Source organism: Proteiniphilum saccharofermentans (assembly GCF_900095135.1).
GTDB classification, from domain to species: domain Bacteria; phylum Bacteroidota; class Bacteroidia; order Bacteroidales; family Dysgonomonadaceae; genus Proteiniphilum; species Proteiniphilum saccharofermentans.
Genome location: NZ_LT605205.1, coordinates 3,180,250 through 3,193,685 on the forward strand (window position 1 = coordinate 3,180,250; position 13,436 = coordinate 3,193,685).

At 43.7% G+C, this 13,436-nt stretch carries 12 protein-coding genes; 9 read left to right on the plus strand and 3 right to left on the minus strand.

Going from position 1 to position 13,436, the window contains the following annotated elements:
• Nucleotides 1-15: 15 nt before the first annotated feature.
• The 9 genes from menB to PSM36_RS12490 all read left to right on the plus strand — a co-directional run bounded on the left by menB (nt 16) and on the right by PSM36_RS12490 (nt 9,881).
• Nucleotides 16-837, plus strand: a complete 822-nt coding sequence (menB, locus tag PSM36_RS12450) for a 1,4-dihydroxy-2-naphthoyl-CoA synthase (RefSeq protein ID WP_076931176.1) — start codon at nt 16-18, stop codon at nt 835-837.
• Between the two features lie 217 nt (nt 838-1,054).
• Complete coding sequence (locus PSM36_RS12455) at nt 1,055-2,122, plus strand: o-succinylbenzoate synthase (RefSeq protein ID WP_076932239.1); 1,068 nt, start codon at nt 1,055-1,057, stop codon at nt 2,120-2,122.
• 89 nt (nt 2,123-2,211) lie between these two features.
• Entirely contained in the window at nt 2,212-3,309 is a 1,098-nt protein-coding gene (locus PSM36_RS12460) for an AMP-binding protein (protein WP_083711043.1), read from the plus strand.
• Between the two features lie 41 nt (nt 3,310-3,350).
• Complete coding sequence (dapB, locus tag PSM36_RS12465; protein ID WP_076931178.1) at nt 3,351-4,076, plus strand: 4-hydroxy-tetrahydrodipicolinate reductase; 726 nt, start codon at nt 3,351-3,353, stop codon at nt 4,074-4,076.
• A gap of 80 nt (nt 4,077-4,156) precedes the next feature.
• Nucleotides 4,157-5,680, plus strand: a complete 1,524-nt coding sequence (gene lepB / locus PSM36_RS12470) for a signal peptidase I (protein ID WP_083711044.1) — start codon at nt 4,157-4,159, stop codon at nt 5,678-5,680.
• 77 nt (nt 5,681-5,757) lie between these two features.
• Entirely contained in the window at nt 5,758-6,405 is a 648-nt protein-coding gene (locus PSM36_RS12475) for a WbqC family protein (protein ID WP_083711166.1), read from the plus strand.
• A gap of 126 nt (nt 6,406-6,531) precedes the next feature.
• Nucleotides 6,532-8,049 carry a glutamate--tRNA ligase gene (gltX, locus tag PSM36_RS12480; protein WP_076931181.1) on the plus strand — a complete coding sequence of 506 codons (1,518 nt, stop codon included), beginning with the start codon at nt 6,532-6,534 and terminating at the stop codon, nt 8,047-8,049.
• A 27-nt stretch (nt 8,050-8,076) separates the two neighbouring features.
• A complete protein-coding gene (locus PSM36_RS12485; RefSeq protein ID WP_076931182.1) occupies nt 8,077-9,069 on the plus strand; it encodes a Stealth CR1 domain-containing protein in 993 nt (330 codons plus the stop codon).
• Nucleotides 9,070-9,158: 89 nt separating this feature from the next.
• Nucleotides 9,159-9,881 carry a glycosyltransferase gene (locus tag PSM36_RS12490; protein WP_232001442.1) on the plus strand — a complete coding sequence of 241 codons (723 nt, stop codon included), beginning with the start codon at nt 9,159-9,161 and terminating at the stop codon, nt 9,879-9,881.
• A gap of 147 nt (nt 9,882-10,028) precedes the next feature.
• On the opposite strand, the gene PSM36_RS12495 is transcribed toward PSM36_RS12490, so the two are convergent.
• The 3 genes from PSM36_RS12495 to PSM36_RS12505 form a co-directional block, all read right to left on the minus strand.
• Nucleotides 10,029-10,970, minus strand: a complete 942-nt coding sequence (locus PSM36_RS12495) for a Stealth CR1 domain-containing protein (RefSeq protein WP_076932242.1) — start codon at nt 10,968-10,970, stop codon at nt 10,029-10,031.
• Between the two features lie 100 nt (nt 10,971-11,070).
• Entirely contained in the window at nt 11,071-12,153 is a 1,083-nt protein-coding gene (locus PSM36_RS12500) for a glycosyltransferase family 4 protein (protein WP_076931185.1), read from the minus strand.
• A 3-nt stretch (nt 12,154-12,156) separates the two neighbouring features.
• A complete protein-coding gene (locus tag PSM36_RS12505; protein WP_076931187.1) occupies nt 12,157-13,401 on the minus strand; it encodes a glycosyltransferase family 4 protein in 1,245 nt (414 codons plus the stop codon).
• Nucleotides 13,402-13,436 lie beyond the last annotated feature (35 nt).

A 13,436-nucleotide genomic window follows, 5' to 3' on the forward strand; every position in this document is an offset into this window, starting at 1 on the left:
AATTTTAATAGAACTATGACAAATAGAGAATGGACAACCATCAGGGAATACGAAGATATTCTTTTCGATTTTTATAATGGGATCGCGCGGATCACGATCAACCGTCCGCGCTACCGCAATGCTTTTACACCCACTACCACCGGTGAAATGAGCGATGCCCTGCGCATCTGCCGTGAAGAATCGGATATCAGCGTGGTGGTAATCACCGGGGCAGGTGATAAAGCCTTTTGTTCGGGAGGCGACCAGAATGTAAAGGGAAAAGGAGGATATATCGACAAAGATGGTATACCACGTCTAAGCGTGCTGGATGTGCAAAAGCAGATCCGGTCAATCCCCAAACCGGTAATCGCAATGGTCAACGGATACGCCATCGGCGGAGGACATGTACTCCATGTAGTTTGCGATCTGTCTATTGCATCGGAGAATGCCATCTTCGGGCAGACCGGCCCACGCGTGGGAAGTTTTGATGCCGGCTTCGGATCCTCTTACCTCGCCCGCATTGTGGGACAAAAGAAAGCCCGCGAGATATGGTTTCTTTGTCGCCAGTACAACGCACAGGAAGCGCTCGAAATGGGGTTGGTGAACAAAGTCGTACCGTTCGGTCAATTAGAAAACGAAGTGGTGGAATGGGCAGAAACGATGATGCAGCATAGCCCGTTAGCGCTCCGCATGATCAAAGCAGGGCTGAATGCTGAACTCGACGGACAGGCGGGCATACAGGAGTTAGCCGGAGACGCCACCATGCTCTACTACCTGACCGACGAGGCTCAGGAAGGAAAACAGGCGTTCCTGGAAAAACGGAAACCGAACTTCAAACAATTCCCCAAATTGCCCTGAACAGGAACCAAGACACAAGACCTTTTAAGCATGTTCCAGGGTGTAATGATGTTCAGGCTCGTTTTATAAAACGAATATTTTCGTTAAGCAAGAGAAGAAACAAAGCTTGCTTTGGTTATGCCGAGCGCAGAATTGAAAATCGAGGAGCGAAGGCGACTCAATTAACAAAGAGAGGAACGAAGGCGGCTCAAAACACCTAATGAAATTGAAGAGGATTATGTTCAGGATAAAGATCAGACCGTACAACCTCCTGTTCAAACGACCGGCAGGTACATCGAGAGGTGTTTATACCGACCACAAGGTATGGTATGTCGTTTTTCAGGACGAAGAGGATAAATCTCATTTCGGGATAGGTGAATGTGCGCCGCTCCATGACCTCAGTTGTGATTATACTCCGGATTACGTTGAGACGCTGACCGCTCTCTGTAAAATAACGGAAGAAAAACAGCAGGTCGACACGGAATTATTGCGTAACTACCCATCAATTCTTTTCGGATTGGAGACGGCTATGCGGCACTATCAACAACGGACATGGCAGTTATGGGATGCACCGTTCAGTCGCGGAGAAGATGGTATCACCATTAACGGGCTTGTCTGGATGGGAGATCATGCCTCCATGATGGCACAGATAGAATCCTTATTGTCAACAGGGTTCCGTTGTATCAAACTCAAAATCGGGGCGATCGGTTTCGAGCGGGAGCTCGATCTGCTGCGTTTCATTCGAAGTCATTACACCTCAAAGGAAACGACTTTGCGCGTGGATGCCAACGGGAACTTTGAATATAACAGGGTATTGGACAAGCTCCATCAATTAGCCGAACTCGATATCCATTCCATCGAACAGCCTATTCCGGCAGGACAATGGCAGAAAATGGCAGGATTATGCGCCTCCACTCCCCTACCCATCGCACTGGATGAAGAATTGATTGGAGTAAATGATCCTTCCCAAAAGAGAATATTGCTGGAAACAATCCGTCCTCAATATATTATACTAAAACCATCCCTGCATGGAGGTATAGCCGGATGCACCGAATGGATCGAACTGGCCGGCGAAATGAACATAGCATGGTGGATCACATCGGCGTTGGAATCGAATATAGGACTCAATAGTATCGCACAGTGGTGCTCTTTATTCAACAATCCGTTACCACAAGGACTAGGTACAGGCACTTTGTACACGAACAATATCCCCATGCCTTTGGAGATCAGGGGGGATCAGTTGTGGTTCGGGAAGGGAACCGGGGAGACTGAGGGACTTGGAGAATTACTAATTACCAATTACTAATTACCAATGAATTCTAAACTTCTTACTTTAGACTTCTCAACTTCAGACTTCTTCTAATTTCTAACTTCCAACTTCTTATTTCTAAAAAAATGTCACAAATAAGCATAGAAGGCATAATTTACACTCCGGCAGATTTTACAGGTGACCAAATAGACGATTTTGCCGATAAATCGACCTTTCGCCGGCAACTATATCTGTTCCTGAAAGAGTGGTTCTCTAATTCTCCCACACTCCGCTTGCATACTTCCGGATCAACAGGGAAACCCAAAAAAATCGTTGTACGGAAAGAACAGATGCTGCAAAGCGCTAAAAGCACCTGCGGTTTCTTCGGTTTGGGAAAAGGAGACAGGGCTCTACTATGCTTGCCTTTAGAGTATATCGCAGGGAAGATGATGGTTGTCCGTGCCCTGTATGCGGGGTTGGACATCTACCCGGTTGAGCCGTGCGGACATCCTCTTGCAGGGACAGTTATTCCGTTCGACTTTGCAGCGATGATACCGCTACAGGCCTACAATTCCCTTCAAACCACAGAAGAAAAACAACGGTTATCCCGGATCAAACATCTGATCATCGGCGGAGGGGCAATAGATCAAACTCTCGAAAGAGAGCTAAAAATGTTTCCAAACGCGATCTACTCTACCTACGGCATGACCGAAACCCTTTCACATATCGCCCTGCGCAGGATCAGCGGGGCCGAAGCCAGCAGCTATTATTCTCCCTTTCCATCCGTCAGGCTGGCATTATCCGAAGACAACAGGTTGATAGTAGATGCTCCTTTGGTGGCAGATGAACCATTCACAACCAATGACATTGCCGAACTTCGCCCGGACAGTAGCTTCCGCATTATAGGAAGAATCGATAACGTGATCAATTCCGGTGGCATCAAAATACAGATAGAGGAGGTTGAGCAGGTTTTACAGCCTCATATCACCGGGAATTTCGCGATTACTTCCATCCCCCACCCTAAATTAGGCGAAGCGATTATTCTTATGATAGAACAATCGGATGATCCGGGTTACGTGGAAAAAGCCATCAGACAACTCCTTCCCCGTCATCAGCAGCCATTGCTTATCCATATTGTTGAAACCATTCCACAAACAGGGAACGGCAAAACAGACCGCTTGGCGATGAAGCAACTCGCAAAAAAGATTAATCTATCGTCACCGACAACAGGATATATCCATTAATTTTGTATTTTTGCCTATGATTTAAATAATAAAAGGATAAAATGAAGATAGCACTTATCGGTTACGGAAAAATGGGGCATGAGATCGAAAAAATCGCCCGTGAAAGAGGTCATGAGATAGTATGCATCATCGATATGGACGAGGAGGAAAAGTTCGATTCTTCCGAATTCAAGGGTGCAGAGGTAGCGATTGAATTCACCTCTCCCGAAAGTGCTTTACGCAATTATCGACAAGCATTTGCCGCCGGAATACCTGTGGTGTCGGGAACAACGGGATGGCTTGCACACCTCGATGAAATCAAAGAAGCATGTGGGAAAAACGGGAAAACATTTTTCTATGCTTCTAACTTCAGCTTGGGTGTTAATATCTTCTTCGCGTTGAACAAATATCTTGCGGGACTGATGAACCACTACCCCGGTTACGATGTACGTATGGAGGAAACCCACCATATCCATAAGTTGGACGCGCCAAGTGGGACAGCTATTACCCTGGCAGAAGGTATCCTTGCCAATATCGACAGGAAAGAAGGATGGGCTTTGGATAACGATGCACTGGACAAAGATACTTTGCGTATCGATGCTTTTAGGGAAGGAGAAGTACCGGGCATCCATTCGGTGATTTATGAATCCGACGCAGATCTTATCCGTATCACACATGATGCAAAAAACCGGAAAGGTTTCGCCCTCGGAGCAGTACTCGCCGCGGAGTTTACCAAAGGGAAGAAAGGTTTCCTTACAATGGAAGACCTGTTGGATTTCACCCGTTAAAACATCAGACGTATCATAATTGCAAATGTGTTCGACACAAAACAGAATCCGGATAATATGATTAATGAAATTGAAATAAAATGAGCAATAAACCTTCTCAAAATCAACAGGCTAAAAATGCCACAACGCCCCATTCCAGTTTAGCCACGAGGTTTTCAAATGCCTCACGCCGGCAATTGGTATGGTTTGCCATATGGGTAATAGCTACCATACTGTTCTCCCTATGGGCCGGTTCACCCTGGATATTGCTTTTTATCTTGCTATTCTTTGATATTTATATCACCAAATTCGTACCCTGGTCGTTCTGGAAACAGTCGAAGAACAGCGCCTTCAGAAAAACCATGGAATGGGTGGATGCTATCCTGTTTGCGTTGATAGCCGTCTATTTCATCAATACCTTCTTTTTTCAGAATTACCAGATCCCCACTTCATCACTTGAGAAATCCCTGCTGGTGGGTGATTTCCTGGCTGTAAGCAAACTGAGTTACGGTCCCCGTGCACCCATCACCCCGTTGTCGTTCCCACTTGCCCAGCATACCATGCCGGTAGTCGGCGGAAAATCATATATTGAAAAGCCGCAGTGGAAATACAGGCGTTTAAAAGGATTTGGCAAAGTGAAAAGAAACGATATCGTGGTATTTAACTTCCCTACCGGCGATACAGTAGCACTGAACCGGCAGTCGGAAGATTTCTACTCGCTAGTAAAAAGGAATCCCAATGGTATCAACGGTGTCCGGGCTGATAAACGCACCTACGGAGATATTATTTACCGTCCGGTGGACCGACGGGAGAATTATGTAAAGAGATGTATAGGTCTTCCGGGGGAGACCATCCAGATGAAAAACGACTCTGTATTCATCGACGGTACTTTCCTCCCTAACCCCCGCCTCTCTCAACACTCTTACATGATACATACCGACGGGACTATCATTTCTCCCGATGTTTTCAAGGAGTTAGGTATCAACAAAGCCGATTATTTAATATATGATGCTTACGGGCAGATAGTAATCCACTCGCAGGACCTGACCGGAGCAGATAGTCTGAGTATGGCCTGGAGCGGATTGCATCCACGCAATGGCAATAATGGAAGAGTTTATTTTAATATAGCTCTTACTGATGAAATGGTGGTGCAACTAAAAGCCAAACCGTTTGTCTGGGATGTAATCAAAGAGAAGGAACAACGGGGAATGGGCTACTATTACCCAATCAACTATGAGACCGGATGGACGCGCGATACTTTCGGCCCGTTGTGGATTCCCCAAAAAGGTGCGACCATCAATTTCGATACTGATACTGATTTCAAGGTAGCCGCATACGAACGGTGCATCAAGAATTATGAGGGCAACGACTTTGCCTATCGCGACGGTAAAGTATTTGTCAACGGGCAGGCAGTCGACTCTTATACTTTCAAGTTCGACTATTATTTTATGATGGGAGACAACCGCCATAACTCCGCCGATTCCCGCGTATGGGGATTTGTCCCTGAAGACCATATCGTAGGTCAACCAATCCTTATCTGGCTATCTCTGGAAAAAGACAACAACTGGTTCAACGGAAAGATAAGATGGAAGAGGTTGTTCCGTAGCGCCAAGATACCGGCATAAAGGACGATTTATTGATCCCTGCAAGTCGGGACTACTTGTCCCGATTCATCGGGAAGTAGTGATAATGTGTTGATATGATGATATTTCTTCCCTCTTTCTATCTGGCTCCGGTCGAATATTATGCAGCACTTTTTCATGCCGAAAATGCGATTATCGAGATTCAGGACAATTACCGGAAGCAGTCATATCGTAACCGTTGCATCATCGGCGGGGCAAACGGTCCCTTGGCCCTGAGTATCCCGGTGGAGAAGCCGGAAAAAGGAAAAAGCCGGATGAAGGATATACGTATCGCGGAACATGGCGACTGGCGGCATTTGCATTGGAATGCCATTGTTTCGGCGTACAATTCTACTCCCTTTTTTCAATATTTCGAAGAGGATTTCCGATCTTTCTACGAAAAAAAATACCGATTCCTGCACGACTTTAACGAATCATTACGCCTGCTTGTCTGTGGTTTCATCGGTATTGAGACACCTTGCAGTTATACTCCGGAATATGTGAAAGAGACTTCTCCAAATACGATCGATCTACGTGAAGCCATAGATCCTAAAAGACCTTCCTCCTATGAAACACAGGCATATTACCAGGTTTTTGCTGAAAAATGGGGATTTATTCCAAATCTGAGTATCATCGACATGCTTTTTAACCTTGGTAACGAAACAAGGCTTTACTTGATCAAATATCCCTACATACCGGATAACTTGCCGAAAATAACGAATTCATGATAGATATCGGCTTTATTTCAATTCATCACCATTTTTTCCTACTTTTGTAGGCTGAAGAAACAAGAGGTGTGCTCTTGACAGGATATATCAGTAAATGAACACTTTCTGAATTTGAATAAAACAATTATGACGCATCACAAGACAAGGGTACGCTTTGCCCCCAGCCCCACAGGCCCGCTGCATATCGGCGGGGTGCGCACGGCACTATACAACTATCTCTTTGCCAAACAACAGGGAGGAGATTTTATCCTGCGAATTGAAGATACTGACTCTTCCCGGTTTGTGCCGGGTGCGGAAGAGTATATCCAGGAAACATTCGACTGGTTGGGTCTTCCGTTTGACGAAAGCCCACTGAAAGGAGGAAGCTACGGGCCCTATAAACAGTCTCAACGAAAAGAGATCTACAAACAATATGTCAATGCTTTGCTTGATAAAGGGGCAGCCTATATCGCGTTCGACACACCGGAAGAGCTGGAAGCTAAAAGGGCGGAAATCTCTAATTTCCAGTATGACGCTTCTACCAGGGGTAAGATGCGTAACTCGCTTACGTTATCGGAAGAAGAGACTGTATCTTTGATAAAATCGGGTACACAATATGTTGTCCGCATTAAGATAGAGCCGAACCAGGAGATTATTGTCGACGATATGATCCGGGGCAAGGTAGTTATCAACTCTTCGGTACTTGACGACAAGGTGATCTATAAATCAGCGGATGAACTACCTACCTATCACCTGGCCAATGTGGTGGATGACCACCTGATGGAAATAACCCATGTGATTCGTGGAGAGGAATGGCTTCCTTCGGCTCCCTTGCATGTATGGCTTTACCGAAGCTTAGGATGGGAAGACGATATGCCAAAATTTGCCCACCTGCCGCTCCTGCTTAAACCGGAAGGAAACGGCAAACTGAGTAAACGCGATGGAGACCGTCTTGGCTTCCCCGTCTTTCCGCTACAATGGAATGACCCGAAAAGCGGTGAGATCTCATCAGGCTACCGCGAAAGCGGCTATCTAGCGGAAGCGGTCATCAATTTCCTTGCTTTTCTGGGATGGAATCCGGGTACGGAGCAGGAGATATTTTCCCTCAATGAGCTGGTGCAGGCATTCTCTTTCGAGAGATGCAGTAAAAACGGCGCTAAGTTCGATGTAGAAAAAGCCAAATGGTACAACCATCAGTATATCCTCAGAATGTCAGACAGCGATCTGGCAAAACTGTTTATGCCGGTCTTAGGAGAAAAGGGGATTTCAGTCTCCAATGACATGGTGGTAAAGGCGATTAGGCTGGTAAAAGAACGCATTCATTTTATCGGTGAACTATGGGACCAATCATACTTTTTCTTCGTGGCACCCACCGGGTATGATGAAAAAACGGTGAAAAAACGCTGGAAAGAAGAGACTCCTGCGCAGATGAAGCAATTAGCAGCATTGCTTGAAGGAACAGACGACTTTTCTGCAAAAAACCAGGAGAAAACTGTAATGGATTGGATCCAACAGAACCAATTACATACCGGAAACGTTATGAATGCATTCCGGTTGGCCATCGTAGGTGCAGGAAAAGGGCCGCATATGTTCGACATTACCGAAGTGATTGGTAAAGAGGAAACACTCCACCGTTTGGAACAGGCAATATCTACTCTGCCGTAAAGGTAAATTTAATTCTGTATAACAGCAATGGATATCGATTTTGTGATTACCTGGGTTGATATGGACGACCCGCAATGGAAAGCCGATTTCACCAAATATTCGGGTAAAATCGACAACTCGAAGAATGAGGTTTCCGAAGCCCGTTTCCGTGACTATGGCTTTCTGAAATATTGGTTCAGAGGGGTAGAGAAATTTGCGCCATGGGTGAGGAAAATACATTTCGTCACCTGTGGTCAAAAGCCGGAATGGCTCAATCCCGATCACCCCAAGCTTGCCCTGGTAAATCACAGTGACTATATCCCCACCAAGTTTTTACCCGTATTCAACTCTTCACTTATAGAGATATATCTTCATAAAATCCCTGACCTGGCTGATCGTTTTGTTTACTTCAACGATGATTTCTTTATCATCAACCATATAGGAGAGGATCGTTTTTATACCAATGGGTTACCCAATGATATTGCCGCATTCCGCTACAATTCAGGAATGGGATTATGGTCGAAATGCCTGAAGAACAATATCAGGATTATCAACGAAAGGTTTGATAAACATGAAGTGCTACAACGCGATCAGGATAAATGGTTTCATCCTTCCTACGGTAAAAAAGCTAATCTGACGCGATTACTGAGACCTTATGGAAAGTTTGTGACACTTATCACGCCGCATAATGCCCAACCCTACCTCAAGTCGACTTTTGAAGAGGTCTGGGACTATGCCGGGGACAAATTGACTGCGGTATCGACTAACCGCTTTCGGAGCCCGGAGGATTATACTCAGGAACTGTTCCGTACCTGGCAGATCTGCCGGTCTAACTTCGAACCCTACAATACCTACAAGAATACAAAAATGTTCCCGCTCGTACTACGATCCAAGCAGGCGATAAAAGCTATCTACGATCAGAGTTATAAATTGATCTGCCTCAACGACAACGCCCATATCAGGAATTATACCCGGGTGATGCAGGAGATAGAAAAGGCATTTGAAACTATCTTACCGGAAAAATCCTGGTTTGAATTATAGTCATATCCACACTCTATGCTATGGAGAAAGAGCCATTAATTTCTGTTATCATCCCTGTCTATAACGGAGAGAAGTATATAAGGCCATGTATGGAAAACATGCTTAACCAATCGTATAAGAATCTGGAGATTATTGTCGTAAACGACGGTTCCACTGATCAGTCCGGAATTATCACACAAGAATATCCGGTACAAGTGATCCATCTCGGGCAGAATCGGGGTTTGTCAGCAGCCAGAAATATCGGGATAGACACAGCCAAAGGTCAATATATTCATTTCATGGACATAGATGATGCTGTTAATCCCGATTACTACAGGGAAATGGCGAAAGCTGTTAAGGAAACCGATGCTGACATAGCCTGCGGTGGTATGTGGAATGAAAGATTCAATTATAAATCGCAACGCTTCAGGAAAACCAAAGTATATACCTCGACACACGATAAACTCAAAGCTACTTATGTCGGGAAATGGGGATATGTATGGCGATACCTTTTCAAAGTTGATTTTCTAAAAAAGCATAATTTGAGATTTGAGGAAGGACGTCTTGTGGAGGACCTTATATTCTCTTTTCATGCAGTATACTATGCCGATAAATTAGTAGTCGTGCCCAATACTATCTATTTCTATTATAATTGGGAAAATTCCATATCAACAATCCGGGAGAAAGCACATCGTGAAAAATATCGTCGGGATTGGCTTCATGCAAGATCCTATATTCTCAATTTTGCTGATGAACACAATTTTAAAATACCCGGAATTAACTCGGACAAGATCTCTTATATCTGGAGAAAATATATATCACGGCATTTTTGACAGGCTCTTTCCTGAAAAAGATTTACCCACCACCCTTACTCTTTTTACGCTCATCACGGGTAATGGGTTTCCATAAGTCATCTAAAATATCTCCGCTTTAGTTGCATACATATCGGATCAGGATGCAAAAGTTGAGGTGGGCAAGAACTACTTTTCGAAAGAGGATTTCTCCGGAAATAACGCCTCCAGAAAAGGTTTTATTCTTTCGCGGTCTATGTCTTTGGTGCGTTGACTATCATTTAAACAAAACAGATCCGGTTGGTATTTATTTATCCGGTCGGCATATTTGTGTTTATGAACAAGTATGCGGTTCGATTCTTTCCGTCCCACATATTTCATATCTCCTTTACCCACAGCCAATGAGTAATACAAGAAAGCGGAACGGTGCATGTCTCCATACATCCTGGTATGACTTGATAATGACTTCTTTACCTGACTTTCAAAAACATGCTCTACAGCATATCTGTAATCAAATTTCACGTAAGCATCCACATTGTGATGCGGAATACCGGAATAATACTTCCCAAAATTCTGTTCAACAAGTGAAGCACCTTCCACCACCATCGAGATATATTGCCCTAACCTTTTGCGAATAAGTTTTTTTAAACGGTAATGCCATTTCCCAAAAAACTTCTTCTTCAGCCGGACAATAGGAAAACCCTCTTTATTGAAGAAATAATCCGGAGAAAGTGCTTTGTTAAAGAACATGTCATCGTTTGCAAACAGGAAATGTTCAGCAAGATCGGGTATTTTATAGAGGAAATACTCGATGACACTTGAATTGAAACAAGGCAATGCCTCTTCGGGAAGTATCTCGGTGTGATCAACGATACGAATTTTGGGATGATCTCCCTGTAACCACTCCGGGCACTGATTATCTGTGACGATATAAATCCGCCGGATCCATGGAACATATTTTTCTACAGACCTCAATGAATATTTCAGTTCATCGTTATTGACATATCTCCCCTTATTATTCTCTTCCGAACGATCTGCCAATTTTCCTGTAAACTGTTCTTTTTTCTTTAACCACTTAGGATCATCCCCGTCTACCCAGAGATATACCAAGTCAATATCAAATGGTTGCATAACTTTATATTTACGGCACACTCATACCGACAGCACCAAATCACAAATGTAGCTTTTTTTAATCCAACTACAAATCTATACTATTAACTTAAGCTACAAATTAAAGAAAGGAATATAGTTTTTGATATTCCTTAAAATGTTTTTCATACGAAAAGGAATGGGCATATTCTTTTTGTCTCTGTGCCAGATCCTTGTCCTGATAAAACCCTTCCAGATTTTCATCGATTAACCGTTTCATTTCTTGCGGATCGAAGTTTTTCCAAAAATAGGCGAATTCCCCTCCTATCTCTTTCAGGCAGGTTTCCCGGGATGAAAAAACAGGTTTGCCAAATTGCATGGCCTCTATGACAGGAAGTCCGAAACCTTCGAATAACGAAGGGAACAAAAAAGCTTCACAATTTGCATAAAGCCAAATCTTTTCTTCTTCAGGGATCGTTCCCAAAAGAGTAACATTATGAATCCCTTCTGTCTCAATTCGTTGTTTTATCATTTTGCCATATTCTTCCAGACTGCTATCGCCGGCTATATAAAGATGCCTGTCCGGCATTAGTTTCATCATGTTGAGCAATACGTGGAAGTTCTTTTTCTTCATGACCGTCCCTATGGTAAAGAAAAAATGTCCTTTTATTTCTCTATTGGGTTTCAAAGCAGGTTTCCGAACGATATTTTCAACACCATTATAAATGACTTTGCATCTCTTGCCGTTCAAAACCAGATTTTTCCCCACTTCCTGTTTGGTAAATTCCGAGATGCAAACAATTTCATCAGCCCGGTTGATTTTGCGCTGCAATCGCCGGTGTTTCCTTTCCCGCTGCTCACCGGTGGCTTCATAGAGATAGTTCAGGTCATGAATCGTAAGTATGAATTTCGTCCGGGAATAAGCAGGTTTAAATCTGCTTAACTGATGGGTAGCATGCCATATATCGAATGAAGGGAACAGATAACGGCAATGTCTCAAGAACCAGCTTGAAGAACTGATATAGCGTACTTCACGTCCAAACTTGCCGAACATCTTTCTGGGTATAAGAAGCGTCAATATATACCCGGTCTCATTTCTTTTATAATTCTCCTTGAAATAGTTCCCATAAGCTAATGCAACCTGCTTTAAACCACAGTAGGTGTTGCTCAACTCCGACAAATCGACCAAAACCTTCTTCTGTTTTCTCTTGTTTCTTCTCCACATATCTTACGCCCCCACATAGTCAATTGCAATATCAAACTTTTCAATGATACGTTCCCATCGATAATTTTTTTCGGCGTACTGCATGCCATTTCGTGCAATAACCTGCTTGCCGTTATCGGAAAGATTCAGTATCTTATCAACCTGTACGCTAAAATCTTTCACGTCATAATAGAGGAACCCAGCCTGGCTCTTCTCTATGTGTCGCTTCAACACATCGCAATAACCATTCGCCAAAACCGGTTTACCAAAGGACATTGCTTCCAGGGTAACCATCGACAGGCTTTCGTGTCGTGAAGAGATAATTAAACCCGCACAATGCTGAAGGTATAACAGTTTTTCCTCCTCTCCGATAAATCCGGTAAAAATAATATTATCATCCTTCACAAAGGTTTTCAGATGGTTCTTCCCAATCATTACCAGTTTTATATTTCTATGTTGCGATCTATTCATCATAGAAAAATAGTTCATCAATTCCAAACACCCTTTACCAACATCTATACGTCCGATATACACAAAATAAGGAAAACTGATTGGGGGTTCACTGTTTTCATCCAATACAGGCAGATCAAAACCGACACCTGCAAGGTCAGACCTGATTGTTCGCGTAACGGGATGAGCTGATTCAAGCAGGAGCCTCTCACTTTCTGTGTTATACATGATGAATCCCGGTAGAGAGAACATCTTTTCGAAGCCTGAAAGATAAAGCATCGGCTCATCATGTGCCAATGGGATAAGAATACTTTTGCCGGATGTGTGTTGCAACCCGAAATAAGTAGGATAGAACGGGTAATTAAAATAAATAAATGCCTTATACTGATTCTTCTCCTGTTCCAGATATGTTATCATTTCTTTACAAACAGGACCATGATTCACAATCCAACGATCAAAGACCCGGCCATGATTTTTTTTTCTTCTGTACCATATACGCCTAATAGAAAGGGTAATGAAATTATTTATCGTATATCCTCTATGGTAATACTTCCAGTTTCCACGGAGATAACGTCCTAACCGGCGGGTCTTTTTACGGTTTGCACCTTCATCTTTAAACCGCAATACCCGTACACCATTCATCATCTCCTCGCCTGCAGGATAATGATTATCCCATGCAGGATAAGCCAAAGAGCAGGAGGTCAGGACATCCACGTCATACTTCTCTTTCAAACGTTCTGCCAGCAACCGTGCATGCACTTCTGCTCCTCCGTTGATCTCTCTACCATATCGCTGTACGATTATTGCTATTTTATCCATAATATGTTTGCGGCTCATATAATCCACCTGTCAGT

Bases quoted from the DNA above. Each gene is read 5' to 3' on its own strand.
- menB (WP_076931176.1), top strand. From the start codon at position 16: ATGACAAATAGAGAATGGACAACCATCAGGGAATACGAAGATATTCTT.
- lepB (WP_083711044.1), top strand. From the start codon at position 4,157: ATGAGCAATAAACCTTCTCAAAATCAACAGGCTAAAAATGCCACAACG.
- PSM36_RS12460 (WP_083711043.1), top strand. From the start codon at position 2,212: ATGTCACAAATAAGCATAGAAGGCATAATTTACACTCCGGCAGATTTT.
- PSM36_RS12490 (WP_232001442.1), top strand. From the start codon at position 9,159: ATGGAAAACATGCTTAACCAATCGTATAAGAATCTGGAGATTATTGTC.
- PSM36_RS12475 (WP_083711166.1), top strand. From the start codon at position 5,758: ATGATATTTCTTCCCTCTTTCTATCTGGCTCCGGTCGAATATTATGCA.
- gltX (WP_076931181.1), top strand. From the start codon at position 6,532: ATGACGCATCACAAGACAAGGGTACGCTTTGCCCCCAGCCCCACAGGC.
- PSM36_RS12455 (WP_076932239.1), top strand. From the start codon at position 1,055: ATGTTCAGGATAAAGATCAGACCGTACAACCTCCTGTTCAAACGACCG.
- PSM36_RS12500 (WP_076931185.1), bottom strand. From the start codon at position 12,153: ATGTGGAGAAGAAACAAGAGAAAACAGAAGAAGGTTTTGGTCGATTTG.
- PSM36_RS12495 (WP_076932242.1), bottom strand. From the start codon at position 10,970: ATGCAACCATTTGATATTGACTTGGTATATCTCTGGGTAGACGGGGAT.
- dapB (WP_076931178.1), top strand. From the start codon at position 3,351: ATGAAGATAGCACTTATCGGTTACGGAAAAATGGGGCATGAGATCGAA.
- PSM36_RS12485 (WP_076931182.1), top strand. From the start codon at position 8,077: ATGGATATCGATTTTGTGATTACCTGGGTTGATATGGACGACCCGCAA.
- PSM36_RS12505 (WP_076931187.1), bottom strand. From the start codon at position 13,401: ATGGATAAAATAGCAATAATCGTACAGCGATATGGTAGAGAGATCAAC.